General features: G+C 65.5%; 27 protein-coding genes. 15 read left to right on the top strand and 12 right to left on the bottom strand.

The window, feature by feature from the left end; translation table 11 throughout:
• Positions 1 to 126: 126 nt before the first annotated feature.
• The gene (locus QM588_RS12040; protein ID WP_283313494.1) at positions 127 to 1,863 is read left to right on the top strand and encodes a DEAD/DEAH box helicase; all 1,737 of its coding nucleotides are present in this window, start codon (positions 127 to 129) and stop codon (positions 1,861 to 1,863) included.
• Between the two features lie 148 nt (positions 1,864 to 2,011).
• On the opposite strand, the gene QM588_RS12035 is transcribed toward QM588_RS12040, so the two are convergent.
• A complete protein-coding gene (locus QM588_RS12035) occupies positions 2,012 to 2,206 on the bottom strand; it encodes a DUF7455 domain-containing protein (protein ID WP_027496884.1) in 195 nt (64 codons plus the stop codon).
• A 233-nt stretch (positions 2,207 to 2,439) separates the two neighbouring features.
• Here QM588_RS12035 and QM588_RS12030 point away from each other — a divergent pair, with 233 nt between their 5' ends.
• Positions 2,440 to 3,369 carry an EamA family transporter gene (locus QM588_RS12030; protein WP_283313491.1) on the top strand — a complete coding sequence of 310 codons (930 nt, stop codon included), beginning with the start codon at positions 2,440 to 2,442 and terminating at the stop codon, positions 3,367 to 3,369.
• Positions 3,370 to 3,440: 71 nt separating this feature from the next.
• On the top strand, positions 3,441 to 3,800 hold the full coding sequence (locus QM588_RS12025; RefSeq protein WP_283313490.1) for a DUF952 domain-containing protein: 360 nt from the start codon (positions 3,441 to 3,443) through the stop codon (positions 3,798 to 3,800).
• 81 nt (positions 3,801 to 3,881) lie between these two features.
• Here the strand turns inward: QM588_RS12025 and QM588_RS12020 are convergent, their stop codons facing one another.
• Positions 3,882 to 5,210, bottom strand: a complete 1,329-nt coding sequence (locus QM588_RS12020) for an RNA polymerase sigma factor (protein WP_283313488.1) — start codon at positions 5,208 to 5,210, stop codon at positions 3,882 to 3,884.
• A gap of 160 nt (positions 5,211 to 5,370) precedes the next feature.
• On the bottom strand, positions 5,371 to 6,195 hold the full coding sequence (gene ppgK / locus QM588_RS12015) for a polyphosphate--glucose phosphotransferase (RefSeq protein WP_283313485.1): 825 nt from the start codon (positions 6,193 to 6,195) through the stop codon (positions 5,371 to 5,373).
• A 225-nt stretch (positions 6,196 to 6,420) separates the two neighbouring features.
• On the opposite strand from ppgK, the gene QM588_RS12010 reads away from it, so the two are divergent.
• A complete protein-coding gene (locus tag QM588_RS12010; protein ID WP_283313589.1) occupies positions 6,421 to 7,293 on the top strand; it encodes an inositol monophosphatase family protein in 873 nt (290 codons plus the stop codon).
• A 31-nt stretch (positions 7,294 to 7,324) separates the two neighbouring features.
• On the opposite strand, the gene cei is transcribed toward QM588_RS12010, so the two are convergent.
• Positions 7,325 to 8,005 carry an envelope integrity protein Cei gene (gene cei, locus QM588_RS12005; RefSeq protein ID WP_283313483.1) on the bottom strand — a complete coding sequence of 227 codons (681 nt, stop codon included), beginning with the start codon at positions 8,003 to 8,005 and terminating at the stop codon, positions 7,325 to 7,327.
• A 545-nt stretch (positions 8,006 to 8,550) separates the two neighbouring features.
• Here cei and QM588_RS12000 point away from each other — a divergent pair.
• A complete protein-coding gene (locus tag QM588_RS12000; protein ID WP_027496891.1) occupies positions 8,551 to 8,853 on the top strand; it encodes a DUF4193 domain-containing protein in 303 nt (100 codons plus the stop codon).
• 68 nt (positions 8,854 to 8,921) lie between these two features.
• Here QM588_RS12000 and QM588_RS11995 read toward each other — a convergent pair whose 3' ends face one another.
• The gene (locus tag QM588_RS11995; protein ID WP_283313586.1) at positions 8,922 to 9,428 is read right to left on the bottom strand and encodes a DUF3093 domain-containing protein; all 507 of its coding nucleotides are present in this window, start codon (positions 9,426 to 9,428) and stop codon (positions 8,922 to 8,924) included.
• 196 nt (positions 9,429 to 9,624) lie between these two features.
• Here QM588_RS11995 and dut point away from each other — a divergent pair, with 196 nt between their 5' ends.
• Together dut and QM588_RS11985 are read left to right on the top strand one after the other, a co-directional pair.
• On the top strand, positions 9,625 to 10,092 hold the full coding sequence (gene dut, locus QM588_RS11990) for a dUTP diphosphatase (RefSeq protein WP_283313584.1): 468 nt from the start codon (positions 9,625 to 9,627) through the stop codon (positions 10,090 to 10,092).
• Between the two features lie 78 nt (positions 10,093 to 10,170).
• Positions 10,171 to 10,998 carry a DUF3710 domain-containing protein gene (locus QM588_RS11985; RefSeq protein WP_283313480.1) on the top strand — a complete coding sequence of 276 codons (828 nt, stop codon included), beginning with the start codon at positions 10,171 to 10,173 and terminating at the stop codon, positions 10,996 to 10,998.
• 6 nt (positions 10,999 to 11,004) lie between these two features.
• Here the strand turns inward: QM588_RS11985 and QM588_RS11980 are convergent, their stop codons facing one another.
• Complete coding sequence (locus QM588_RS11980) at positions 11,005 to 11,715, bottom strand: alpha/beta fold hydrolase (RefSeq protein ID WP_283313479.1); 711 nt, start codon at positions 11,713 to 11,715, stop codon at positions 11,005 to 11,007.
• Between the two features lie 167 nt (positions 11,716 to 11,882).
• Here QM588_RS11980 and QM588_RS11975 point away from each other — a divergent pair, with 167 nt between their 5' ends.
• On the top strand, positions 11,883 to 12,260 hold the full coding sequence (locus tag QM588_RS11975; protein WP_027496896.1) for an OB-fold nucleic acid binding domain-containing protein: 378 nt from the start codon (positions 11,883 to 11,885) through the stop codon (positions 12,258 to 12,260).
• A gap of 112 nt (positions 12,261 to 12,372) precedes the next feature.
• Entirely contained in the window at positions 12,373 to 13,032 is a 660-nt protein-coding gene (locus QM588_RS11970) for a DUF3159 domain-containing protein (RefSeq protein WP_283313582.1), read from the top strand.
• Here the strand turns inward: QM588_RS11970 and QM588_RS11965 are convergent.
• Positions 13,006 to 13,665 carry a potassium channel family protein gene (locus QM588_RS11965; protein WP_032365054.1) on the bottom strand — a complete coding sequence of 220 codons (660 nt, stop codon included), beginning with the start codon at positions 13,663 to 13,665 and terminating at the stop codon, positions 13,006 to 13,008. The genes QM588_RS11970 and QM588_RS11965 overlap by 27 nt on opposite strands.
• 49 nt (positions 13,666 to 13,714) lie before the next feature.
• A complete protein-coding gene (locus QM588_RS11960) occupies positions 13,715 to 14,380 on the bottom strand; it encodes a potassium channel family protein (protein ID WP_283313477.1) in 666 nt (221 codons plus the stop codon).
• Between the two features lie 180 nt (positions 14,381 to 14,560).
• Between QM588_RS11960 and QM588_RS11955 the strand changes: the two genes are divergently transcribed.
• From QM588_RS11955 to QM588_RS11945, 3 genes are read left to right on the top strand one after another with little or no spacing between them, the layout of a single operon-like run.
• Positions 14,561 to 16,558 carry an APC family permease gene (locus QM588_RS11955; protein WP_283313476.1) on the top strand — a complete coding sequence of 666 codons (1,998 nt, stop codon included), beginning with the start codon at positions 14,561 to 14,563 and terminating at the stop codon, positions 16,556 to 16,558.
• On the top strand, positions 16,555 to 17,826 hold the full coding sequence (locus QM588_RS11950; protein ID WP_283313475.1) for a class I SAM-dependent RNA methyltransferase: 1,272 nt from the start codon (positions 16,555 to 16,557) through the stop codon (positions 17,824 to 17,826). The genes QM588_RS11955 and QM588_RS11950 overlap by 4 nt, the downstream gene beginning before the upstream one ends.
• 44 nt (positions 17,827 to 17,870) lie before the next feature.
• Complete coding sequence (locus QM588_RS11945; RefSeq protein ID WP_283313473.1) at positions 17,871 to 18,866, top strand: iron-siderophore ABC transporter substrate-binding protein; 996 nt, start codon at positions 17,871 to 17,873, stop codon at positions 18,864 to 18,866.
• Here QM588_RS11945 and QM588_RS11940 read toward each other — a convergent pair.
• Entirely contained in the window at positions 18,818 to 19,015 is a 198-nt protein-coding gene (locus tag QM588_RS11940) for a hypothetical protein (protein ID WP_283313470.1), read from the bottom strand. The genes QM588_RS11945 and QM588_RS11940 overlap by 49 nt on opposite strands.
• A 25-nt stretch (positions 19,016 to 19,040) precedes the next feature.
• Between QM588_RS11940 and QM588_RS11935 the strand changes: the two genes are divergently transcribed.
• Complete coding sequence (locus tag QM588_RS11935) at positions 19,041 to 19,562, top strand: CGNR zinc finger domain-containing protein (protein ID WP_283313468.1); 522 nt, start codon at positions 19,041 to 19,043, stop codon at positions 19,560 to 19,562.
• Between the two features lie 22 nt (positions 19,563 to 19,584).
• Here QM588_RS11935 and QM588_RS11930 read toward each other — a convergent pair whose 3' ends face one another.
• Positions 19,585 to 20,424, bottom strand: a complete 840-nt coding sequence (locus QM588_RS11930; protein ID WP_283313466.1) for an ABC transporter permease — start codon at positions 20,422 to 20,424, stop codon at positions 19,585 to 19,587.
• Positions 20,421 to 21,446: an ATP-binding cassette domain-containing protein gene (locus QM588_RS11925; RefSeq protein WP_283313465.1), complete on the bottom strand. Its 1,026-nt coding sequence runs from the start codon at positions 21,444 to 21,446 to the stop codon at positions 20,421 to 20,423. Before QM588_RS11925 ends, QM588_RS11930 begins: the two co-directional genes overlap by 4 nt.
• Positions 21,447 to 21,610: 164 nt before the next feature.
• Here QM588_RS11925 and QM588_RS11920 point away from each other — a divergent pair, with 164 nt between their 5' ends.
• Together QM588_RS11920 and QM588_RS11915 are read left to right on the top strand one after the other, a co-directional pair.
• Entirely contained in the window at positions 21,611 to 22,366 is a 756-nt protein-coding gene (locus QM588_RS11920) for a sigma-70 family RNA polymerase sigma factor (RefSeq protein ID WP_027496905.1), read from the top strand.
• Entirely contained in the window at positions 22,363 to 23,121 is a 759-nt protein-coding gene (locus tag QM588_RS11915; protein ID WP_283313464.1) for an anti-sigma factor, read from the top strand. The genes QM588_RS11920 and QM588_RS11915 overlap by 4 nt, the downstream gene beginning before the upstream one ends.
• Positions 23,122 to 23,163: 42 nt before the next feature.
• On the opposite strand, the gene glsA is transcribed toward QM588_RS11915, so the two are convergent.
• Positions 23,164 to 24,990: a glutaminase A gene (glsA, locus tag QM588_RS11910; protein ID WP_283313461.1), complete on the bottom strand. Its 1,827-nt coding sequence runs from the start codon at positions 24,988 to 24,990 to the stop codon at positions 23,164 to 23,166.
• Positions 24,991 to 25,131 lie beyond the last annotated feature (141 nt).

The raw sequence follows: 25,131 nt of genomic DNA, 5'->3' as shown, positions 1-25,131 counted from the left end.
AGATCACCCCAGCGATGCGGGATCCGTCGGTACGGAGCGATAGGCTCCTCGGCGGACACTGCAGGGCTACCGAGAGCGCGAGGAATTTACATCGATGCCAGGAACCGGCGGCCAGTGAGCGCTGACATGTTCGATCCCACACCACCATCCACCGATCAGACGGCAGCGCCCGTCGGCGGGGCACCGCTGCGTGCCTGGCAGCGACGCGCGCTGACGAAGTATCTCGTCGCCTCGCCCAAGGACTTCCTGGCAGTGGCGACCCCGGGTGCAGGTAAGACCACCTTCGCTCTGCGCGTCGCCGCGGAACTGCTCGCGCACCGCACCGTGGATCAGGTGACGGTGGTGGCACCCACCGAGCACCTCAAGCATCAGTGGGCCGAGTCGGCCGCGCGGGTGGGCATCGCGTTGGACTCACGCTTCTCCAACTCGACCGGTCAGACCTCGAGTGACTACCACGGTGTGGTGGTGACCTACGCGCAGATCGCCTCTCATCCGTTCAAGCACCGAGTGCGCACCGAGGCCCGCAAAACTCTGGTGATCCTCGACGAGATCCACCACGGTGGTGACGCGAAGAGCTGGGGCGAGGGCATCCGCGAAGCGTTCGGCGACGCAACCAGACGCCTTGCGTTGACGGGTACTCCGTTCCGCAGCGACGACAGTCCCATTCCGTTCGTCAATTACGAACCGGATCAGGACGGCCTGATGCGGTCGAAGGCCGACCACGCGTACGGCTACTCCGACGCCCTCGCCGACGGCGTCGTTCGCCCGGTCGTCTTCCTCGCGTATTCCGGGGAGGCACGGTGGCGGGACAGCGCAGGCGAGGAGTACACCGCTCGGTTGGGCGAGCCGCTGAATGCGGAGCAGACCGCACGGGCCTGGCGTACCGCCCTCGACCCACAGGGCGACTGGATGCCCGCGGTGCTGTTGGCTGCGAACACGCGATTGGCACAGTTGCGGTCGGGCGGTATGCCCGACGCAGGTGGTCTCGTGATCGCAACCGATCAGACGGTGGCGCGGGCCTACGCGAAGCTGATCGAGGTGATCACGGGGGAGACGCCGACCCTCGTACTCTCCGACGACCCCACGTCCTCGGCTCGTATCGCCGAGTTCGGCAAGAGCGATCAGCGGTGGATGGTTGCCGTCCGCATGGTGTCCGAGGGTGTCGACGTTCCGCGTCTCGCCGTCGGCGTCTACGCCACCAGTGCATCCACTCCGCTGTATTTCGCGCAGGCGATCGGCCGTTTCGTGCGATCACGCCGAAAGGGCGAGACCGCGAGCGTCTTCCTGCCGTCGGTACCGGTTCTGCTGGACCTCGCCTCACAGCTGGAGGCGCAGCGGGACCATATTCTCGGTAAGCCCCACCGCGAGAAGGACGGCTTCGACGACGAGCTGCTGGCAGACGCGAACAAGCAGAAAGACGAGCTGGGCGAGGAAGAGAAGGCGTACACCTCGCTCGGCGCGGATGCCGAGCTCGATCAGGTGATCTACGACGGTTCCTCGTTCGGGACCGCGACGTTCTCGGGCAGCGACGAAGAAGCCGACTATCTCGGACTCCCCGGCCTGCTCGACGCGACGCAGATGCGCGACCTGCTTCGCCAGCGTCAGCAGGAGCAGATCGACAAACCCGCTCCGGGCCCGGCGGTTCCCGCACCTGCCGTCGTCAACGACAGGGCCACCAGTGCCGGCCAGCTGGCCGGCCTGAGGCGGGAATTGAACAGTTTGGTTGCTGTGTACCACCACCGGACGGGAAAGCCGCACGGCGTCATTCACGGCGATCTGCGTCGAATCTGCGGTGGCCCGCCGACGGCGATGGCATCGGCGGAGCAGCTGGGTGAGCGAATCGCGCAGTTGCGCAAGATGTAGCACCCGACGGACGAGTGCTGCCGGCGGACTGTGCCGGTGACACGACAACGACGGACGGTCCAGAGACCGTCCGTCGTTGTGATCGTGCGTTGATGAAGTTGACTCGGTACAGCTGTGGCGAACTGGCGTCCCCCGACGAGTCGGTGGGTTACACCGTGGAGTCCGATTCGGTCATCACCGTTGCGTTCACTTCACGCAAGCGGGCTTCGTGCTCGGTGGCGTGGTGACCGCAGAAGAGAAGTTCTCCACCGGTCGAGAGCACGACACGCGCGCGAGCCCCTGCACCGCACCGGTCGCACCGGTCCGCTGCTGTCAATTGTGGGCTGGTCAATGTTCCGGGCATGACTCCTCCGTACTGGCTTGCGGGTATGTCCCGTTCGCCTGGGGCCGGTCCGCCGCGTCGGTATGGCGCGGTTCGTTCACTCTGTCAGACGTATGGCGGTCACGCGTTGTTCCCGAGCGCGTTTCTTTGTGTTGTCACTAACACGAAACATGTCCTACGAGCAGGAACGCCGTGGATCCTGTTCGCTGACAGCTGATACGGAATGGGACGGGTGGCGGCAGTAGGGTCCCGGTGTGGCTTCGACTTCTTCCTCGCTGTCCGGCGCTTCGAGGCTGGGTATCCCGTCGCTGTTCGTGATCGGTGCCGTGTGCATGTACGTCGGCGCGGCCATCGGAGTGTTCCTGTTCGACACGGTGAACCCGGCTGCGGTGGCCTGGTTGCGCGGCTTCGGTGCGGCTGTCGTCCTGATCGCCTGGCGCAGGCCGTGGAGTCGACGCGGAGGTGCCGGATCCGGCTGGACGGTACGACGCGCGGTGACCGCCGCCGCCTTCGGAGCGGCCACGATCGGCATGAACGTGATGTTCTACGAGGCCATCGCTCGGCTGCCCCTGGGTGCGGCGGTCGCCATCGAGTTTCTGGGCCCGATCGTCGTCGCCGCAGCAGGATCTCGGAAGCTCACCGATGCACTCGCGGTCGTTCTGGTGGTCGCCGGCGTTGGTGCTATCGCGTCGGCGCAGTTCGAGGGCGGCGAGGTGGGATCGATCGGAGTCGCGTTCGCGCTCGGTTCGGCGGCTCTGTGGGCGGCGTACATCGTGCTGGGCAAGTCCGTGGCCGACGCCGGGCAGGGGCTCGACGACATGGCTGCCGGTTTCGGTATCGCATCGGTACTTCTCGCCGTGCCGTTGTTCGGACCGTTCGCGTTCGCGCACACCGACGTTCTGAGCGATTGGCGCATCTGGGTTCTGGGCCTGGGCGTTGGGTTGTTGTCGAGCGTCGTTCCGTACGTACTCGACCAATACGTCCTGGTCCGGGTGGGGCGGGCTCGCTTCGCGCTGCTGTTGGCGTTGCTGCCTGCGACGGCGACGGTCGTCGGTGCCGTGGTGCTGACCCAGGTGCCGACGCTGCTCGAGTCCCTGGGAATCCTTGCCGTCATCGCCGCAGTGGTGCTCGGTGGCCTGCCGGGCCGAACGCGCGGTGGGGCACCCACGCTGCCCCCGCCCTGACTTCCAGGACACGGCTCGGGGACGCGCGGGGTAGGGGACACGAGGCCCCGAGAACCCGGCACAATGGCGGTGTGACCGATCGAACCGACGTCCTCGTACATCTGTGCACCACGGAGGAGTGGTCGAGAATCCGGGGCGGTACCGAGTACACGCCGGAGTCGTTCGCCGAACTGGGTTTCGTTCACCTCTCCACGCCCGAGCAGGTGCATCTGCCTGCGAATCGGCTCTTCCCCGGACGCGCCGATCTGGTGCTGCTGACGGTGGACTCAGCGCGGTTGAGTGCACCGGTGCGATGGGAGCCGGGTGTGCCGTCCGACCCGCAGTCGATGCTGTTTCCACACCTGTACGGACCGCTACCGCTCGAGGCCGTCACTGCCGCCGTCGAGTACCGCCCGGGGCCCGCCGGGGAATTCGAGACGCCCGTGCTCTGATCGACACCCCTGAGAGTCGCCGGTAACGACAAAGCGACCGCCGATCCGAAGATCGGCGGTCGCTTTGTCGTTCGATGAATGTCAGTCCAGGTAGTCGCGCAGAACCTGGGACCGCGACGGGTGCCGCAGCTTCGACATCGTCTTGGACTCGATCTGACGAATTCGCTCGCGGGTGACTCCGTACACCTGCCCGATCTCGTCGAGGGTGCGGGGCTGTCCATCGGTGAGGCCGAATCGAAGCCGGACCACGCCTGCTTCACGCTCGGAGAGCGTCTCGAGCACCGACTGAAGCTGATCCTGCAGAAGCGTGAACGACACCGCGTCGACCGCGACGACAGCCTCGGAGTCCTCGATGAAGTCGCCGAGCTGGCTGTCGCCCTCGTCACCGATGGTCTGGTCGAGGGAAATCGGCTCACGAGCATACTGCTGGATTTCCAGCACCTTTTCGGGCGTGATATCCATCTCCTTGGCGAGTTCCTCCGGAGTGGGCTCGCGGCCCAGATCCTGCAGGAGCTCACGCTGGATGCGTCCGAGCTTGTTGATGACCTCGACCATGTGCACCGGGATACGAATGGTGCGGGCCTGGTCTGCCATCGCGCGAGTGATGGCCTGGCGGATCCACCACGTGGCGTACGTCGAGAACTTGTAACCCTTGGTGTAGTCGAACTTCTCGACTGCGCGGATCAGACCCAGGTTGCCTTCCTGGATGAGGTCGAGAAACGCCATGCCGCGGCCGGTGTAGCGCTTGGCCAGCGAGACGACGAGGCGGAGGTTTGCCTCGAGCAGGTGGTTCTTGGCGCGGTTGCCGTCACGGCAGATCCAGGTCATGTCACGCCGCTGAGCGACGGGGAGTTTCTCGCCCTTCTCTGCGGACTCGCGCATCTTCTCGACGGCGAACAGACCTGCCTCGATCCGCTTGGCCAGCTCGACCTCTTCCTCGGCGTTGAGGAGGGCGACCTTGCCGATCTGCTTGAGGTACGCGCGAACCGAGTCCGCCGATGCGGTGAGCTCGGCGTCCTTGCGGGCCTGCCGCAGCGCTTCGGATTCCTCTTCGTCCCAGACGAAGTCGCCCGACGCCTTGTCCTCGGCGGTCGGCTCGCTCGTTGCGTCCTCTTCGGTGTCGTCACCGGCGGCGACGACCTCGACGACGTCGTTCGCTGCGGCGGCGAGGTCACCTTCGGAAATGTCGATGTCTTCGATTCCCGGCGTGCTCTCGTCGGCGTCATCGCCGGTGGCGGGAGCTGCTGTCTTCTTCGCTGCGGCCTTCTTGGCCGGTGCCTTCTTGGCGGCGGCACGTTTGGCCGGTGCCTTCTTAGCCGGTGCCTTCGCGGCGGGTGCCTTGACAGCAGGTTCAGGTGTCGCAGTTCCAGGTTCGGAATCTACGGTCTGACGGATATCGGTGGCTGCCACGTACGCCCTTTCGTGACGAAGTCGTGCGGCGTCACGCCAGAGTTGTTTCCGGCGGAGAGGTCTTCGGATTCGGCCGGCTGCGTACCGGCACACACCATTGTAACGACCTCTCAGGAGTTTGTTACCTACCCTCGTCCTACGCGGGTGGCGACACCGCGTGTCAGTGCGGCGATCCGGCCGAAGTACCGGTCTCGGCAGACGCGACGGCACTGTCTGCCGCGAGGGCCGCGCCGACGATTCCCGCCGTGTTCAGCAGGGTTGCGGGGACCACCGGGGTTCTGTTGGTCAGGTGCGGAATCCACTTCTCGCTCTTGCGGCTGATTCCGCCACCGGCGATGAACAGATCGGGCCACAGCAGCGCTTCGAATGTCGCGAGCACAGTGGAGACCTCCTTGGCCCACTCCTTGTAGGACAGCCCTTTGTTCTCCTTCACCGAAGACGCCGCGCGGTGCTCGGCCTCCTTGCCGCCGATCTCCATGTGTCCGAACTCGGTGTTCGGCAGCAGAACTCCGTTGTGCAGAACGGCGGAACCTATCCCGGTACCGAACGTGAGCAGGACGACGACCCCGTCCTTGCCCTTGCCGCCGCCGTACTTGTCCTCGGCGACCCCGGCGGCATCCGCGTCGTTGAGGACAGTGATGCTCTCGTTTCCGATGGCCTTCGCGAACAGTGCGCGCGCATCGGTGTCGATCCAGCTCTTGTCGATGTTCGCGGCCGAACGTGCCACACCGTTGGTGACCACCGCGGGCAGGGTGACGCCGATCGGCCCGGTCCACTCGAAATGCGCGACGATCTCGGCCACGGTCCGCGCGACGGCGTCGGGGGTCGAGGGCTGAGGGGTCTCGATCTTGTAGCGATCGCCCACGAGCTCACCGGTGTTCAAGTCGACGATGCCGCCCTTGATGCCGCTGCCACCGACGTCGACGCCGAATCCGTGACGCTCTGCCGTCGCCGCGGTGTTGTTGTCCGAACCTGGCTGTGTCATGTCGATGCCGCTCCTGGCCTGATCGAATTCGTGTGTGCCGTCGCTTCGGAACAATAGTGCCGAGTGTTCGTCGACGTGACGCCGACGCTGCAGCGGACGGCCCGCCGAGCGCCGCGGTGGTGCCGCGCTGCCGAAGTGTGTTGCGATGTACGCGTGTCGAAACATGACGGAACGCAGACCCACACCGCCACTGAGCAATTGCCGGGGACGCCGGCGACCGTAGGATTGTCGAACACCCAATCGACGACACGTGATGTGGAGGAACTGCGCGGGGTCGCCGTTCGGGTCGCGACGCGCGCAGCCGAGCACGTCCGAACGCGTCGTCCACAGGTGTTCGGTGGCAGTCCCGACGCGGAGGCAGCGGCCGTGCAGTCGAAGAGCACACCGACCGATCCGGTCACCGTCGTGGACACCGAAACCGAACGTGTTCTTCGTGAATTGCTGGCGCAGCTGCGTCCCGACGATGCCGTCCTCGGCGAGGAGGAAGGTGGCGGAGACGACTCCGTCGACGGAGTTCGATGGGTGCTGGACCCGATCGACGGGACCGTCAACTTCATGTACGGGATTCCTGCGTATGCGGTCTCTGTCGCCGCGCAGATCGACGGAGTGAGCGTGGCAGGGGCCGTCGTCGACGTGGCCCGCGACGTGGTCTATTCCGCAGCGCAGGGGCACGGGGCGACGGCTCGGTACGCAGACGGTCGTATCGAACATCTGCGGTGTTCGGGTGTGACCGAATTGTCGATGACGTTGCTGGCTACCGGATTCGGATACGGATCCCGACGTCGCGCGACGCAGGGCGCGATCATCGCCGAACTGCTTCCGAAGGTGCGCGATATTCGCCGAATCGGTTCTGCAGCACTGGATCTGTGCATGGTTGCGTCCGGTGCCGTCGACGCCCACTTCGAGCACGGCCTCAGCCCGTGGGACTGGGCGGCGGGTTCGCTGATCGCTGCTGAGGCCGGAGCCCTCGTCGATGTGCCCGCAGCGACGTCGACGAGCGCACACGGTGTCGTGACAGTGGCGATGGCCCCGGGAATCGCCGAAACCTTGACCGCCGCCCTACGACTCGTCGGCGCACTCGATCCGATTCCGACCTGACGGACGAGCCTGTCTCAGCAGCGCGATCGACTCAGCAACGAGACTGACGCGCGGCGGCGAGCAGATCCGGGTCGAGGGGCTGCGGCGCGGCACCGGGGGCTGCGCCCGCCAGCGTGCGTAGCACTTCCTCCGCGTCGTCGTTCGGCTGAATCTCGCTGAAGTAGGTGCCGAGTGCCAGATCCACCGAGTCGTCGGTCCTGGAATCCTCGATGAGCTCTGCACACGGTGCGAGGAGCCACACTGCGCTCGCGGCGGCGATGCCGGCGGATCCGAACCGGATCTGGCCCTGGCACTGCATGTTCTGGTCGACGTAGACGGGGTCGTTGCCCACCTGCACGTCCGGAGCACTCGCGAAGCCGTAGTCACTGAGCTGAGCCGCCACGTGTGCAGCTTGGCCGCGTTCGCCGTTGGCGTTGAACACTCGCACCTTCGATGCAGACAGGGCGGCAGGCTCGACGTCGAGAAGTGTCGTCGGGTCGACCTCCTCGCCGAGGGCGACAGGCTGCGTTCCGTCGGTGGCGGCGGTCGTGGTCGGGGTGTTGCATTCGGCAGTGGCCGATGTCGTCTCGGTGGTGGTGAACACCTTGACCCACACGACCACGCCGAGCAGAGCGAGTACTGCGAATACGGCGATGATCGGAAGTGCGCGGCGGCGACGGAACGGACGGCCGCGGCCGTCTACCGACTGGCCTTCGGTGATCAGAGAAACCACAGTGATTCTTCGCCTTTCCGTCGGCAGTCGCCGAGACCGGTACACGGAGTCGGTTCACACCGACGCGTGCCTACTGTAGATGCCCGCGGTCCTCGGCGACGGCGCACTCGGCCCCGAGGTCACCGAAATCAGTGCACGCGACCCTTTTGTGCGGTGAAAACCAGCAGCGGAACTGCTTCTGTCCACTGCGGAATGAAGCCGGTGATGTCGGTGTTGATGAGGCGTGCACGGAGGCAATGGAGTGATCGGCGATTCGGTTTCGGCTTTGGGGTCGGCGTCGGCTATTGTCTGGCGGCCGCAGTGCTTAAGAAACGGAAAGTCGCCGGTGAGTCCTCGATCAGGTGAGCGAAATCTCGATCGAGTTTCAACCGGCGAAATTTGGGAACTACCCCGTGTAGTTTCCGGCACCGCGTGATGAACCTGTTCGATCGAGAATCAAATCGGTGGGAGCGAGCAAGCGCCCTCTTCACAGCCGACGGCCACAAGCCGACCACACCGGCAGCTTCCACCACACACACGCACGAAGATGAGGGGTTACGAGAACAATGGCAACCGATTACGACGCTCCGAGAAGAACAGAATCCGACGACGTCTCGGAGGACTCTCTCGAAGAACTGAAGGCTCGTCGCAACGAGGCGCAGTCTGCAGTCGTCGACGTGGACGAGTCAGACACCGCCGAGTCCTTCGAGCTCCCGGGTGCCGACCTGTCCGGCGAAGAGCTTTCGGTCCGGGTGGTTCCCAAGCAGGCGGACGAGTTCACCTGTTCGAGCTGCTTCCTGGTCCACCACCGCAGTCGACTGGCGAGCGATGCCAACGGCGTGCTCATGTGCCGGGATTGCGCCGCCTGATCCGCGGCAGGCGATGCCCGGCCGAGCGGCCGGGCAGTGAGGTTCCACAGAGAGAGCCGAACGCTGGGTCAGCGAGCTTCCACGCCGTGGGCACTGAGCACGGCGAGTAGATCCTCCGGCCGCTTGGTACTGATCAACCAGTAGGGCGTCGGGTCGTCAGGGTCGTCCAGGACGACGATCACCATCTGTTTCACCCAGGTGCGGTGCTGAACGAAGGCAAGCGGGTCCAGCTGCCTCCCCAGCGCCGCACTTTTTGCTGTCGCGGGCACCACGGCTGCTTTCGACGCGACGTCGAGAGGCAGATGCGCTTTGCCGACCCGTAGCTCGATGCCTGCGGACGACGACTCGGTCGAGTCCGAGCCCGAGTCCGAGCCCGGTTCGGTGGCCACCACCTGCACGCGCAGCCTGCTGAACGCCACCAGAGCCCAGGCGACCAGGGGGAGGAGCACTACGTAGGGCAGCCAGGCGCGAACACCGGGGGCACCCATGTGCACTTCCGCTGCGAGCAGTACCGCCAGCGCTGCGCCGGCCACCCACCACCAGAGAGGTACCCACAGTCGTTCGGCGTAGAGCACCGACTCCGAGCCGGGGGAACCAGCATGCGAGGTGGGGTCGTCGGACTCGGGGTTCACCCGATCGGCCTGTCGATCTGCAGTCACCCCACCCAGGGTAGTCGCCGCGCCGACGGAAAAGCAGATCAGCGTAGTCTCGTTCGACGTGAGTGACGAAGTCATCGAGTCCCGCAACACGCGTTCCGGCGATCCACGCGAGGTGCCCCCGGACCGGTCCGGTGAGGTTCGACTTCGCCGGTTGGACCCAGAACTACCGGTGCCCACGCGTGCACACGAGGGTGACGCGGGTGTGGATCTGCGGATCACCGCCCCAGTGACGATCGCTCCCGGCGAACGGGTTCTCGTCGGCACGGGTATTGCGGTGGCTCTGCCCCTCGGGACGGTGGGGCTGGTGCACCCGCGCTCGGGACTGGCGGCGAAATCGGGACTGTCGGTCGTCAACACCCCTGGCACCATCGACGCTGGATACCGCGGGGAAATCAAAGTCTGCTTGATCAACCACGATCCCCGGACGCCCATCGTGCTCGAGCGCGGTGATCGAATCGCCCAACTGGTGGTGCAGCGCGTCGAATTGGTCGAGTTCGTCGAGGTGGACGAACTCGACGACACAGTTCGAGGGGACGGCGGTCACGGTTCGACCGGCGGACATGCGAGTCTGGTGCAGTGACGTCCTACGTAGTGCGTCTGTCGCGACGGTCGTCGGTGTACAGCGAACTGAATGCAACCGAGAAGAAGAGAGCTGAACATGTTCGGACGGCGTAAGAAGAACGACGCCGGCAGTGCCTCCGCGTCCAGTGCGGAGCCACTCGTCGATGGCCGCGACGACGACAGCGACGACGCGACTGCGGACACCACCGTCGAGGGCCCACACGATCTCGGCGATCTGGACGAGGATCGGGAGAGCGTCGCGGCGAACCGGTTGGATCTCGGCTCGGTGTTGATCCCTCTCCCCGAAGGTGGGCAACTGCAGGTCGAGATGTCTCAGGCGGGCAGCCCGCAGGCAGTACATATCGTCACCCAGTTCGGGCGCATCACCATCGCCGCCTACGCCGCCCCGAAGTCTCCGGGACAGTGGCGCGAGGTGGCGGCCGATCTGGCGACATCACTGCGCAACGACAAGGCCGAGACGACTGTGGAGACCGGGCCGTGGGGCCGCGAGTTGGTCGGAGTCACCGCCAACGCCGATCTGCGCTTCATCGGTGTCGACGGGTACCGCTGGATGGTTCGATGCGTTCTCGCCGGCCCGTCGGGCGCGGTGGCAGAGGGACAGCCCCTGGTCCAACTGGCGCACTCGATTCTCCGACAGACCGTGGTCGACCGCGGTACCGATCCACACCCGGTGCGCACTCCGTTGCCGGTGGTTCTGCCGCAGGTGTTGGCCGAGCAACTGGCAGCTGCCGCGCAACAGCAAGCAGCGCAGCAGGCCGCGCCGGCGCAGCCCACCGCCCCTGACGCGAACACCGAAGCGGCGCAGCAGCAGTCCACTCCGCAACCGAACCCCGAACAACCCGGTGCCGAGCGCGCTCCGCGCCGCGGGGCGTCCGGATCGGCGATTCAGCAACTGGGGGGCTGAGTGGCGTCAGCCGTCGAGCGCCGCTGTCAGAGCGTCGAGGGCTTCTCGGCCCAGGACCCCCGGGTCGAGTCCGATATCCGTCAATGTCACGGTCCGCAGTACGCCTCTCGGCAGGGCGCGAGCCCACTGCTCCGCCACCGCGATCGGATGCACCGGGTCGTCGACCGCGCCGACCACGACGGTCGGCGCGTCGATCCGCGCGAGACGGTCCAATTCCGGGCCTCGGTACGAGGCCGCCTCGTCCAGCGCTCGGGGGAGTGCCGGCCACTGCGACGCCCAGGATCGCGCTAGGGTGCGCGCGAGCCACTCCGGGCTCGAATTCGCCATCGTCGTCGTGACGCTCTCGAGCCCGTGTTCGCGAAGCGACCCAGCCGTGAACCGTGCACTCAGTGCAGCCGGTGAGCCGGTGGGATCGCCCGTCCATGCCGGCAGCGCCAGCGCCAACGCGACGACTCTCGAGCGGTTGCGTTCGGCCCAGTGCGCCGCGACGGCTGCACCCAGCGAGATTCCCGCGACCACGACGGGACCGTGCGTGCGTACCGCATCGTCGAGGGCACCGAGATAGCTCTTCACCACGCCGGTCGGGTCGGGTTCCACGGCGACAGTGGTCAATCCCACAATGCCGAACGCCTGGCCGAATGCCTCCTCCGCGAACTGAGCGTCCGATCCCGTCCCCGGTAGAACGATCGCGGTGGAGGTCTCGAATCGAGTGTGCACGAGACGATTGTGCACGCCTCCGTTCGACGGCGCGGCGGTGGTTGGTCAGCGCGCCGGATCGGGTCTACAGTGGCGAAGTACCAGCTATGACGAGGGAAACTCCCAGGTCGCCGCAACTGCTCCCAGGAGTGGAGCTGCGAGACGACCCCCACCCGCAGGAGCGCACAATGGCACCCGCTGCCGCAGGATACTTTCGCCGCTTGACGCGAAAGTTGACCGAGGACATCGATCAGCTCGACGCCGAGGAGATGGCCGAATCCTCGGAAGCGTCCGGAGCTCGACGCGCCTGCGATTGCTCGCGTGGCGAAGAGGTCACGATGTTGGGCCGACTACGCAGCGTCGAAGCGTGTTCCAAGGCGGCGAACGCCAACATCGAAGCGGAGTTCTTCGACGGCACCGACACGGTGACTCTCCTGTGGATCGGCCGGCGCAAGATTGCCGGAATCGAGCCGGGCAAGACGGTTCTGGTGCGTGGCCGGGTCGGCGAACGCGATGGGCGCAAGATCGTCTACAACCCGTACTACGAACTGCGCGACGACAACTGATCGTCACCGGTATGGCACTCTCGTTCTCGTGACGAACAGCGACGATGCCGTGCCGCACCCGAGAACGTCGAACACGCCGGAACCGGTACCCGACACGTCGACGCCGGACGACGTGCAGACCGCCGCCCCCACCGTGCTCGAGCAGCTTGGTGGCGTGAGCGGATTGGTGTATTCCACACTGCCCGTGGTCGTCTTCGTCCCGTTCAACAGCTACTTCGGCCTGTCGGTCGCTCTCTGGGCGGCATTGGGTGTCGCTGCGGCCGTTCTGGTGTGGCGGCTGGTACGTCGCAGCCCGATACAACCGGCCATCTCCGGATTCTTCGGCGTCGGCATCTGCGCGTTCATCGCCTACCGCACCGGTGACGCCAAGGGCTATTTCCTGTTCGGGATCTACACCTCGCTCGTCTACGGCGGGGCGTTCGTGCTGTCGGTACTCGCACGGTGGCCGCTCGTCGGCGTCATCTGGGGCTACCTCAACGGCAAGGGAACGTCGTGGCGTCGCGAGCGGTCTGCGGTTCGCTATTACGACGTGGCCACCATCGCCTGGGCGTCGGTGTTCGCTGCGCGCTACATCGTTCAGTCCCAGCTCTACGACTCGGACCAGACCGGCTGGCTCGCGGTGGCACGGATCGCGATGGGGTGGCCCCTGACCGGCGTAGCGCTACTGGTGACTCTGTGGGCGGTGCGTCAGGCGGATCGAGCACTGGACCTGGCATCGACCGACGAACAGGCCGACGAGCTGCCGTCAGGTCAGACCGACCGCAGCACGTAGTTCGTCCTCCACCTCTTTCGCCGCGACGAAGAGCAACTCGTCACCGCCTTCGAGCGGATCGTCGTGCTGCGGAACGATGACACGGCCACCGCGAAGAATCGTCACCAGTGCTGCGTCCCGCGGTAGCTGGAGCTTGCGTACCGGCTTGCCCGCCAGGGGCGTGTTCTCGGGCAGAGTGATCTCCACGAGATTTGCCTGTCCTTTGCGGAAAGTCATCAGGTGAACCAGATCGCCTACCGACACGGCCTCCTCCACCAGTGACGCCAGCATGCGCGGTGTCGAGACGGCGACATCGACACCCCAGGCCGCGTCGAAGAGCCATTCGTTTCTGGGGTCGTTGACCCGGGCCACCACGCGGTTCACTCCGAACTCGGTTTTGGCCAACAAGCTGAGCACCAGGTTCGCCTTGTCGTCGCCGGTAGCGGCGATCACCACGTCGTAGTTCTCGAGATGGGCGGCCTCGAGCAGACTCAACTCGCAGGCGTCCGCGAGCACCCATTCGGCCTCGGGTACCGCGGCCTGATCGACGTGGTCGAGTTTGCGTTCGAGGAGCATCACCTCGTGCTCGCTTCGGATCAATTCGCGTGCAATGGATCTGCCGACTGCGCCGGCACCGGCGATGGCGACTTTCATGGCTTCCCGTTCGGGTCGATGGGGGAGGGGAACAACGTACGGGCGAGCATCAGTCGTCCGACGGCGGCGGATTGCCGGCCAATGCGATGGCCTCGGCGACGGTCCCCGAGACGGCAGCGACGTACACCTCGTCGCCTGCCTGGATCACGGTGCGCTTGTCGGGCAGCAGTCCGGTGCCGAATCGGATGACGAACGCGGCCCGCGACCGGGTCGCATCCTCGAGTACCGAGAGCTTCTTGCCGATCCACGCGTCGTGGAAGTCGAGCAGCACCACCGCGACGCTGCCGGACGGATCGCGCCATTTCGTGGTGGGGTCGTCCCGCAGAAGGTTGTGCAGAAACCGGTCGGTCGCCCACGGCACGGTAGCTACGGTCGGGATGCCGAGGCGCTCGTACACGGCGGCGCGTTTGGCGTCGTAGATCCGGGCGACAACCTTTTCGACGCCGAACGTCTCGCGCGCGACGCGCGCGGAGATGATGTTGGAATTGTCGCCGGAGGATACGGCTGCGAATGCCTCCGCCTTCTCGATTCCGGCGCGCACCAACACATCTCGGTCGAATCCCATACCGACTACTCGATGCCCGCCGAAGCCGGGGTCGAGGCGCAGAAACGCGGTTTCGTCGCGGTCGATGATCGCCACCTCGTGCCCGATGCGCTCGAGCGCTCCGGCCAGCGATGCGCCGACCCGGCCGCACCCCATCACAACTACGTACAACGCCCAGCTCCGTCCCGATCTCGATTGCCGACCAACACTGCCGACGACATTGCCACCGTGTGCATGCGAGCACCAACGTATCGGGGATTCGTCACCGGTTCGACCGTGGGTGGGCATCGGATGGAAGTCAAAGGGCGCGTGGTTGCGCCGCCGGCGAGCCGACGGCCTACGCTTCTGATCGTGTCCAAGGTCTCGACTGCCGCAAAGCGGCTGGTTCTCGGTAAGCCGTTCCGCAGCGACAAGCTCGGTCATACCTTGCTACCCAAGCGAATCGCGCTGCCGGTGTTCGCCTCGGACGCCATGTCCTCGGTGGCGTACGCACCCGAAGAGATCTTCCTGGTGTTGTCCGTGGCCGGGATATCGGCGCTCACGTTCACTCCATGGATCGGTCTCGCGGTCTGTGTCGTGATGGCGGTGGTGGTCGCCAGTTACCGACAGAACGTGCATGCCTACCCATCCGGCGGTGGTGACTACGAGGTCGCGACCACCAACCTCGGTCCTGCGGCGGGTCTCACCGTGGGCAGTGCATTGCTGGTGGACTACGTGCTCACCGTGGCGGTCTCCATTTCGGCGGCCGCGTCGAACATCGGTTCGGCCGTGCCCTTCGTCGCGCAGCACAAGGTGCTGTTCGCAGTGGTGGCCATCGTGTTCATCACGTCGATCAACCTGCGCGGTATCCGCGAGTCGGGTGCCGCGTTCGCCATTCCCACATACGCCTTCATGGGCGGCATGTTCCTGATGTTGGGCTACGGGTTGTTCCGGGTCTACGTGCTCGGAGACGACATTCACGCCGAGTCGGCGACGTTCGATCTGAAAGCGGAGGACTCGCATCTGTACGGGATCGCGTTCGCGTTCCTCGTCGCGCGGGCGTTCTCGTCGGGTTGCGCGGCGCTGACCGGAGTCGAGGCCATCAGTAACGGGGTGCCTGCATTCGAGAAACCCAAGTCCCGCAACGCGGCCACCACGCTGTTGCTGCTCGGCGGTATCGGCATCACGTTGTTGATGGGCATCATCGTGCTGGCGCAGAAGATCGGCATCAAGTACGCGATGGACCCGGAGACGCAGCTGATCGGGGCGCCGGAGGGCTACCACCAGAAGACGTTGATCGCGCAGTTGGCGGAGGCGGTGTTCAGCGGGTTCCCCGTTGGGTTCTTCTTCATCACCGCCGTGACGGCATTGATCCTGGTGCTCGCCGCGAACACGGCATTCAACGGCTTCCCCGTGCTGGGCTCGGTGCTCGCTCAGGACCGGTATCTACCCCGACAGTTGCACACACGCGGCGATCGCCTTGCCTTCAGTAACGGCATTCTGTTCCTGTCCGGCGCAGCTATCGTGTTCGTCGTGGTGTTCGGAGCAGAGGTCACCAAGCTCATCCAGCTCTACATCGTGGGTGTGTTCGTCTCGTTCACCCTGAGCCAGACCGGCATGATCCGCCACTGGACCCGCCTTCTCCGGACCGAGACCGATGGCGAGCAGCGCGGCAGGATGCAGCGCTCGCGGGTGGTCAACAGTGTCGGTTTGGCCATGACGGCGACCGTTCTCGTGATCGTGTTGATCACCAAGTTCGCTGCCGGAGCCTGGATCGCGATCGTGGCGATGGTTGCCATCTTCATCCTGATGCGGATGATCAGAAAGCACTACGACACCGTGGCGCGCGAGCTCGAGAACGAGGTGTGGGACGGCGTACTACCCAGCCGCACGCACTCGATCGTGCTGGTGTCCAAGCTGCACATGCCGACCCTGCGGGCTCTCGCCTACGCACGCGCGACCAGGCCCGACACTCTCGAAGCCGTCACCGTCAACGTCGACGAGGTGGACACCCGAGCATTGGTACGTGAATGGGAGGCCAGTGACGTCTCGGTACCCCTCAAGGTCGTCGAATCGCCCTACCGCGAAGTCACCAAGCCGGTTCTGGACTACGTCAAACGAGTTCGACGCGACTCACCACGTGATGTGGTGACCGTCTTCATCCCCGAGTACGTCGTCGGTCACTGGTGGGAGCAGGTCCTGCACAACCAGAGTGCGCTGAGATTGAAGTCCCGACTGCTGTTTCAACCCGGCGTGATGGTCACCAGCGTTCCGTGGCAGCTGCGCTCGTCGGAGAAGGCCAGGCGCGAGGTGCTCGGAAATGCGCCGGGTGCATCGCGTCGCGGCTACGAACCGCCGGCGGGCAAATGACCGAGAACTGGTTCGGGCTGGTGCTCGACGTCGAACTGGGGGCTCCCGGACACGGTGGGTTCTGCGTGGCCCGTCACGAAGGTCGAGTGGTGTTCGTCCGCCACGGGCTACCGGGGGAACGCGTCATGGCCAAGGTGACCGAGGATCGCGGTGGGTCGTTCTGCCGCGCCGACGCGATCGAGATCCTCACCGCGTCGCCGGACCGCATCGACGCTCGCTGCCCCATCTCCGGGCCCGGTGGTTCGGGATGCTGCGACTATTCTCACGCGACCCCCGAAGCCGGTCGTCGACTCAAGTCCTCCGTCGTCGCCGAACAGCTGCGCCGCGTCGCGGGCATCGAGAGGGACGTTCCGGTCGAGGAGTTGCCGGGCACCGGCGACGGCGCCGGTTGGCGGACCCGTGTTCGGCTGGCAGTGGATTCGGGTGGACGGCCCGGCTACCACCGCTATCGAAGCAGTTCGATCGTCACGGAGTTGTCGTGCCCGCAAATGGATCCGGTTGCGTTCGATGGATTGTCCGATCGTGAGTGGCGCGCAGGTGCCGAATTGCAGGTTGTCCTCGACGGTAGGGGTGAACGCCATGTGGTGGAGGTGGCACCGGCCCAGTTGACGCGAACCGGACGCCGGTCTCCGGGCCGCCGCGGTGCGTCGGCGCGTCGTGCAGCGTCGTCCCGGGCCAGGCCGGAAAAGGCTGTCATCGGCTCGGGTCGCGTCACCGAATTCGTCTCGGCGCGGCCGTGGACACTCGATGCCACCGGCTTCTGGCAGGCGCACAAGGGAGCGGCCCAGGTGTACACCGACGTCGTGCGCGACTGGGCGGACGCCGAGCCGGGTGACGGCGCATGGGATCTCTACGGCGGTGTCGGCGTGTTCGCGGCGGCTCTCGCCGAGCGGGTGGGATCGAGCGGACGAGTCACCAGCGTCGAGTTCTCGCGCCGGGCCGCCGAGGACGGGCGTTCGGCGCTGCACGACCTTGCTCAGGTCTCGTTCGCGCCGGGCCGGGTCGAGCGATCGATGGATTCGTTGCCGGAATCGGTGGCGGTGGCGGTACTCGATCCGCCGCGAGCCGGTGCCGGACGCGACGTCATCGAAGGTCTCGCGACGCGGTCTCCCCGCACGATCGTCCACATCGGCTGCGATCCGGCATCGTTCGCGCGGGACGCGAGCCTCTACCGGGCAGCCGGTTACGAGCTGACGGACGTGCGCGCGTTCGACGCGTTTCCTCTGACCAGCCACGTCGAATGTATCGGCCGCTTCGTCCGTAAATAGGGTTGCCTCACCAATCTTGGCGAGTCTGACGTACCGTTTCTCGGGTGAGAATTCGTCGCACCGTCGGTGCTGTGTCGGTCGCCCTGCTGTTCCTGACCGCCGTCCTCTCGTGTGGGTCGGGCGGGGACGACGGACCCGGATCGGAGGCGCCGTCCGACGGATCGGCGGCTGCGTTCCCTGTCACGATCGATACCGAGTTCGGCGGCGTGACCGTCGACAGTGCCCCGCAGCGCGTCGTCGCGCTCGGCTGGGGTGACGCGGAAACCGCACTGGCGCTCGGTGTCTCACCGGTCGGTGCGAGCGACTGGCTTGCCTTCGGCGGCGACGGCGTCGGTCCTTGGGCGGCCGGGCTCTACGACGAACCACCGCAGATCATCGGGACGCAGGAGCCGTCGTTCGAGCAGGTAGCGGCGCTCGAGCCGGATCTGATCCTCGACACCAAGAGCTCCGGTGACGCCGATCGGTACGCCACGCTTTCCGCCATTGCTCCGACGGTGGGTATACCGGCGGGGGCGGACAACTACCTGACAACGCTCGAGCAGCAGGTCACGATGGTGGCCACGGCACTCGGCAAGCAGTCCGAAGGGGACGCGCTGCTCGCAGGAATCGCCGACCGTTTCGATGCAGCGGCCGCTGCCCATCCGGAATTCGCCGGCAAGACAGCGGTGGTCGGGGCCTACAGCGGCACCGGATACGGCGCATACATCTCGTCGAACAGTCGACTCGAGTTCATGAAGAAGCTCGGCTTCGTCACCAGCCCGACCATCGATTCTCTTCCGCCGCGCGGCTTCTCGGTTCCGATTTCCGGGGAGGAGCTCGACCTGCTCGACGCCGACGTACTGATCGTCTTCCCCATCCAGAAGGCGCCGTCCGAGGTGACCGACAATCCGCTGTTCCAACGGATTCCGGCTGTCGCGGACGGCCGCTACGTCGTGTTCGACAACCCGGAAGTCGCGAAGTCCTACGCCACCAACTCGGCGCTGTCCATCGGCTATGCACTCGACACGGTGGTGCCTGCGGTGGCGAACGTGCTGGGGTGATCCACTTCGGCAACCGGGGCGAACGTCTGCGCGGGTACCGAGACGATGCGTTGAGCTCCGCAGTGGCAGCCCTGGTAGCCGACGAGGCCTTCGCTGGTGTCGTGGAGTGAGCGGATGGTCCAGGCGTGTGTGCTGTGTTCGATGTCCATGCACCCACTGTGATGTAATGGTCTTGTGCACATCAACCCTTACGGCGAATATGCCGTGAAACTGGGCATCGACCTCCTCAACCGGCCACCCACATCGCCGAGCGAATTGGGTTCCCGGTGCATCGACGCCGGCCTCGTTCCCGACTGGACTGCCACCGACGCCGATCTCGCGGACACACTCGAGTTCCTCCGCGACTGGGCTCGCGTGGTGGATGCCGAGACAGCCGAGGAGCGGGCCGAAGCTCTGAACGCCCTCCTTGCACAGGCATCCGCGTATCCGAGGCTGACCAACCACGCCGACGACGGCTGGCACATGCACTACCGCGATCCCAACATCGCGTTGGGCGGCGTCATCAGGGCACTGGTCGGTGTCGGTACCGCGCTGCATTTGACCGGTCGCGGAATGGACAGACTCCATCGGTGCGCCGCAGCCGACTGCACGACCGCGTTCGCCGACACCTCACGCACCGGACGGCAGCGGTACTGCGGAACCGTGTGCTCGAACCGGGACGCAGTCCGCCGACACCGAGCCCGCGCCGCATCCTGACGCTTGCACCGGGAGGCGCGGATCAGGACTTGCGGTTGTACAGCCGCATCGTGATCGGTCCGAAGATCGCCAGCATCGCCGCCGACAGCACCAGAGTCACTCCGAGCTGGCCGGTGTCGACATCGCCCTGCATCAGGCCTCGCAGTGACGCCACCAGAAAGCTGACCGGGTTGACGTCGACGAACGCACGAAGCCACCCCGGCATCGTGTTGGGGTCGACGAAGATGTTGCTCGCGAACGTCAGCGGAAACAGGATGAACATCGACATCCCCATCACGGCTGCCTCGGTGCGCACGATCATGGCGATCATCGTCCAGATCCAGGACAGGCAGAACGAGAACACGAGCAACAGCACGATCGATGCGATCACACCGAGTAGCCCGCCTTGCGGCCGGAAACCGAGAATCAGCCCCAAGATCAGTACGATCACCGACGCCAACGTGTAGCGCACGACGTCACCCAGCAACGCACCGACCAGCGGCGACGGGCGCCAGATCGGCAACGATCGGAACCGGTCGAACACACCCTTCTCGATGTCCTTGTTCATCGTCACGCCGGTGTACATCGTGATCATCACCACGGTCTGCACCAGGATGCCCGGCAGCAGAAACTGGATGTACGCGTCGGTCGAACCGGCCAGAGCGCCACCGAACAGGTACGTGAACAACAGCGTGAACATGATCGGAAACGCCGTCACGTCGAACAACTGCTCCGGTACGTGCTTGATCTTCAGCAACGCCCGCCAGCCGAAACTCAGCGACGTCGACAGCGACGACGGACGCTCCGGCCTCGGACCTGCGGCTGAGAGAACATCGATGATCGTCGACGCCTGTGGGGCGGATCGTTGGGCCTCGGTGGTCATGACGCGATCTCCCCGTTGTCGATTTGAGCTTTTTTCGCACCCACCTGCTCCACTCCCACGCCCGCTTCGGCTCCCGCGTCGTGCGCGGTCAGCGCCAGGAACACCTCGTCCAGACTCGGCTGACCGAGGGTGAAGGATGCGATGGCGATTCCGGCGGATTCGAGAGCAGGAAGGATCGGTGCCGCCTGCGCCGAATTGTCCAGTCGTGCGGACACGGTGAACGGGTCGGCGTCCTCGGTCACGGTGCTGCCGACCAGATCTCGGACGATTCTCGCCGCGGCATTCCGGTGCCCGGCATCGAGCACGCGCAGGTGCAGTGAGTTCGATCCCACCGATGCCTTCAGCTCGCCCGTCGTGCCCTCGGCGATGACTTTGCCGTGATCGATCACCGCCACGCGCCCGGCCAGGTGGTCGGCCTCGTCGAGATACTGCGTCGTCAGCAGTACCGTCGTGCCGCCTGCCACCAGTGCTCGGACGATCTCCCAGACGTGATTGCGACTGCGCGGGTCCAGGCCGGTGGTGGGTTCGTCGAGAAAGATCAGCTCGGGGGTGACGATGATGCTCGCCGCGATGTCGATGCGCCTGCGCATGCCACCGGAGTAGGTCTTGACCTGTCGCGGTCCGGCGTCGGCGATGTCGAATGCTGTCAACAGTTGATCAGCGCGCGCTCGGGCGGCCGGACGTGAGTAGCCGAGCAGCCGCGCCAGCAGAATCAGATTCTCGGTGCCGGTCAGATCCTCGTCGAGCGAGGCGAATTGACCCGTGAGAGAAACTTTTCGGCGAACGGCCTCCGGCTCGGTTGCCACGTCGTGTCCCAGGACTCGTGCGCTGCCGCCGTCTATCGGAAGCAGTGTCGCCAGCATCCGGATGGTCGTGGTTTTCCCGGCCCCGTTGGGTCCGAGCACGCCGTACACCCCGCCGGACGGGATCGACAGATCCACGCCGTCGACTGCGGCTGTGGTGCCGAAATGTTTGACGAGCCCGTGGGTTTCGATGGCCGTCATGCGTGTCCGTCCCTCCATCGAGCTGTCCGCCCGATTACCCGCGTTTGTCCGATTCTCGCACCCAGGATGAAGCCCGGTCCAATTCTGCGCAAACGAATTTCGGTCGCGGACCATCCCTCGGGGTGTTTGTTCCGAATATGTACTGCGGCGGGAAAACGCGGAGGTTTCGATATGAGGGCTACATGACCACTAGTGTCATGATCGATGAACTCGATCATGAACCCGTCTGCTGGGACGACAGTCCGATGAGCGTGCCGTTCTCCGACGCTTCCGGATCTGCGGGCACCGGCCGTGACCGAACGCCGCCCGAGTCCGAGGACAGCACTTCGGTCGAGGATGCGGTGTGCGCAGTACCGAGCCCGCAACTCAAGAATCTGCGTGCCGAGGAGACGGACCGTCTCCGTCGCTTGATGGCGGCCGTTGCTCAGGGCGACCGGTCGGCCTTCGCCGAACTGTACGATGCCACGTCCTCCCGTGTGTACGGGATGGTGGTGCGTGTGCTTCGCGACCCGGGGTACAGCGAGGAGACCGCACAGGAGGTGTTCCTCCAGATCTGGCGCGCGGCACCGAATTACGATCCGAGCCAGGGGAGTCCGCTGGCGTGGATCATGACGCTGGCACATCGGCGGGCGGTCGATCGGGTACGTAGCGAGCAGTCGGGTACCGACCGCGAGGCGGCGTACGGTGCCGTGAGTCACACGCCCGAGCACGACGAGGTACTCGAGACGGTGACCCAGCGGCTCGAATCGGAGGCTGTCGTGGCCTGTCTCGACACTCTGACCGATACGCAGAGCGAGTCGGTACGAATGGCTTATTACAGCGGGTACACCTATCGCGAGGTCGCCGAACGGCTCGGAGTAGCCGTGCCGACGATCAAATCGCGCATACGAGATGGATTGATCAAGTTGAAGACATGCCTGGGGGTGATCCCGCAATGAGTGAACCGTCACGGCAACGACTGCTGGACGACGCGGAGGTCTATGCCCTTCACGCGATGAGCGAGTCCGAGCGGCGCGCCACCGAAGCCGAGCGAATCCGCGTCGACGAGACGACCCGGGCGCAATTCGACATCCTCGTGGGTGAGATCCACGAAACGCTGGCGTTGGCTGCAGCGGCAGACGCGGCACCCGCACCCGAACGCGTCCGGGAGGCCGTGCTCGCGCGTGTCGCCACGAGCGATCAGGATCCGACGGTCCGAGAGCTACCGCCGAACGTCACTCCGCTGCACCGGCATCGACGTGAGCGCTCCAACACGTGGCGATATTCGATGGTGTCCGCGGCTGCCGCGATCGTCGTCGCGGTCGGTGGCGTTGTCGTCGTCACGCAGACCATGGGCTCGGATCCGCAGCCTTCCCAGGCCGAGCAGATCGTCGCAGCTCCCGACGCTCGTGAGGCGTCCGCGGAGTTCCCGGGCGGCGGCACTGCAAAGGTCTCGTACTCGTTGAGTCGAGATGCAGTCGTGGTGACCCTGGACGGTGTCCCGGAGCCGCCCTCGGGCCGGGTCTACCAAATGTGGTTCGTCGACGGTGCGCCGCGCTCCGCCGGCGTTGTCACCGAGGATCAGCTCACGTCGAGCGACGGCACCGTTGTGGACGGTATGGGAGCGTCGACCAACTTTGCGTTCTCGCTCGAGCCTGCAGGCGGCTCGGCGCAGCCCACCGAGGTCCTCACGATGATCACGCTCGACGCCTGATCGGGGGCCGTGCACGTCCACACGGGCGGTTCGACAGTCGGATCAGATGCCGATGTCGAACCGCCCGAGTGTCTTGACGACGGCGGCCATCTGGCCGTACGCGCCGCTGGCCAGATTTTCCAGTAGCGCCAGCTTCACTTCCGGTGCGTCCCGAGTCAGTGCCTCGAAGTGCGATACCGACACGACCACCAGATCGACCGGGGTGTCGGCCACCATGTCCAGCAGAAACGGCACCGACATCAGCAGTGGCATCTCGCCGAAGCTCATCCCGGGGGACAGCGTCGTGATGCGGTGTGTGCCCCCGTCTGCGGACACGGCCGTCGATGTCACTTCTCCGCGCAGGATCAGAAACAGACCCGCTGCCGGCGCACCACGGTGAACGATGACGTCGCCCCGTGCGTAGTGACGTTTCTCCAGATAAGGAGTCACCGAGTCGAATTGCTCGGTGGACAGACCGGCGAGCAACGGGTGCTCGGCCGGAGTGATCTCTGCCGGTTGCCGCGCGCCGGAGCAGTGTCGATCGAGCAGCAGGTTCTCTGCCCACTGGATGGCCGAGCTCAGACTCGAGTACACCCGGCCCGCCGGATCGTTCGGGTCCAGGCTCGACGTCGTGTGGCCCATGATGGCTCTGGGATCCACCAGGCACACCACACAGCCGTGGTCGGCGAGATCGCGGCGTAGGTCCTCGAACATCGAACGGGCGATGTCGCTCACCTCGTCGACGCCACGAACGTCGATGACGAGTGCATCGAGGTTCCGGTCGAGGTTGCCGATCTCGCGGACCGCTGTCTCGGCACCCGAGAACAGCAGGTCCCCGTGCAACTCGTAGACCCGCGCGCGGTCGCCGACAGCAGCGAGTGTGGCCTGTTCGATCTCGGATCGTCGTTTTCGCGACGGCGCCTCGGTGAGAACGTACCGACGCCGAATCGACGACTTAGCGGCCCGAGTGACGTGCAGAAAGTGCAATTCGAGTCTGGTGGAGAGTTCTCGGCAGGCAGCGACCCCGCGCACGCTGTTGCCGTGCGAATCGAGGCGTGGGGAGTAGACGGCGATGCCCATCTGTCCAGGAAGCACCGCCAGGATGCCGCCGCCGACCCCACTCTTGGCCGGCATACCCACCCGCGCCACCCAGTCGCCTGCGCCGTCGTACATGCCACAGGTCGTCATCACCGACAGCACGCGTTCGACCAGTGCGGGTGCCAGCGCGCGCTCTTTGGTGTGGGGATTGACTCCGTTGTTGGCCATCGTGGCGGCCATCATGGCCAGATCCGCCGCCGTGACGTCGATCGAGCACTGGCGGAAGTACAGGTCGACGGCGGCCTCCGGGTCGTGGTCGATGATGCCGAAGGATCGCAGCATGTAGCCGATGGCGCGATTGCGGTGTCCGGTGCGCGCTTCGGATCGATACACCGCGTCGTTGAAGCTCAGGGACCTTCCTGCGTACCGCGAATATGACGCTCGGATGCGCTCGAATCGTTCCTCCGCGGTGCGGCCGCCGATGAGCGACGCGGACGTGATCGCACCCGCGTTGATCATCGGGTTTCGGGGCCGCTCGGTGACGGCGTCCAGGCTGATCTCGTTGAACGGCTCACCCGAGGGTTCGACGTCGATCTTGCTCGCGACGACGTCGAGACCGCAGTCGGCCAGCGCGAGTGCATAGGTGAAGGGCTTGGAGATGGACTGGATGGTGAACGGCATCCTCGTGTCGCCGACTTCGTACAGGTAACCGTCGGTGGTCGTCAGGGCGATACCGAAGCCGTCCGGCGTCACGGCTGCGAGTTCGGGAATGTAGTCGGCAACCTGTCCCGACGTGTCGTCCCGGCACAGCTCGTGCACCCGGGTCAGGATGGCATCGACGACGTTGCTCATGGGCGACACTGTATTCGGGTGTCCGTTTCGAGCGGATTCGAGGTGAGGGGGGACTGATCCCGGGCACCTGCCTACCCGACGGTAGTGTCGGCGAGACAATGCTGGACGGAGCGGCTGGGTGCAGCCACTCCGTAGACTGGT

The organism is Rhodococcus sp. IEGM 1354 (assembly GCF_030056855.1).
In the GTDB taxonomy this organism is placed as follows: domain Bacteria; phylum Actinomycetota; class Actinomycetes; order Mycobacteriales; family Mycobacteriaceae; genus Rhodococcoides.
The sequence above is the reverse complement of the archived record's forward strand: the minus strand, read 5'-3'. Positions and strand labels throughout refer to the sequence as shown.

What these genes read in the sequence shown, in the direction of transcription:
- QM588_RS12040 (WP_283313494.1), top strand. Translation starts at nt 127, where the DNA reads ATGTTCGATCCCACACCACCATCCACCGATCAGACGGCAGCGCCCGTC.
- QM588_RS12035 (WP_027496884.1), bottom strand. Translation starts at nt 2,206, where the DNA reads ATGCCCGGAACATTGACCAGCCCACAATTGACAGCAGCGGACCGGTGC.
- ppgK (WP_283313485.1), bottom strand. Translation starts at nt 6,195, where the DNA reads ATGACACAGCCAGGTTCGGACAACAACACCGCGGCGACGGCAGAGCGT.
- QM588_RS12000 (WP_027496891.1), top strand. Translation starts at nt 8,551, where the DNA reads ATGGCAACCGATTACGACGCTCCGAGAAGAACAGAATCCGACGACGTC.
- QM588_RS11985 (WP_283313480.1), top strand. Translation starts at nt 10,171, where the DNA reads ATGTTCGGACGGCGTAAGAAGAACGACGCCGGCAGTGCCTCCGCGTCC.
- QM588_RS11975 (WP_027496896.1), top strand. Translation starts at nt 11,883, where the DNA reads ATGGCACCCGCTGCCGCAGGATACTTTCGCCGCTTGACGCGAAAGTTG.
- QM588_RS11965 (WP_032365054.1), bottom strand. Translation starts at nt 13,665, where the DNA reads ATGAAAGTCGCCATCGCCGGTGCCGGCGCAGTCGGCAGATCCATTGCA.
- QM588_RS11950 (WP_283313475.1), top strand. Translation starts at nt 16,555, where the DNA reads ATGACCGAGAACTGGTTCGGGCTGGTGCTCGACGTCGAACTGGGGGCT.
- QM588_RS11940 (WP_283313470.1), bottom strand. Translation starts at nt 19,015, where the DNA reads ATGGACATCGAACACAGCACACACGCCTGGACCATCCGCTCACTCCAC.
- QM588_RS11930 (WP_283313466.1), bottom strand. Translation starts at nt 20,424, where the DNA reads ATGACCACCGAGGCCCAACGATCCGCCCCACAGGCGTCGACGATCATC.
- QM588_RS11925 (WP_283313465.1), bottom strand. Translation starts at nt 21,446, where the DNA reads ATGGAGGGACGGACACGCATGACGGCCATCGAAACCCACGGGCTCGTC.
- QM588_RS11920 (WP_027496905.1), top strand. Translation starts at nt 21,611, where the DNA reads ATGACCACTAGTGTCATGATCGATGAACTCGATCATGAACCCGTCTGC.
- QM588_RS11915 (WP_283313464.1), top strand. Translation starts at nt 22,363, where the DNA reads ATGAGTGAACCGTCACGGCAACGACTGCTGGACGACGCGGAGGTCTAT.
- glsA (WP_283313461.1), bottom strand. Translation starts at nt 24,990, where the DNA reads ATGAGCAACGTCGTCGATGCCATCCTGACCCGGGTGCACGAGCTGTGC.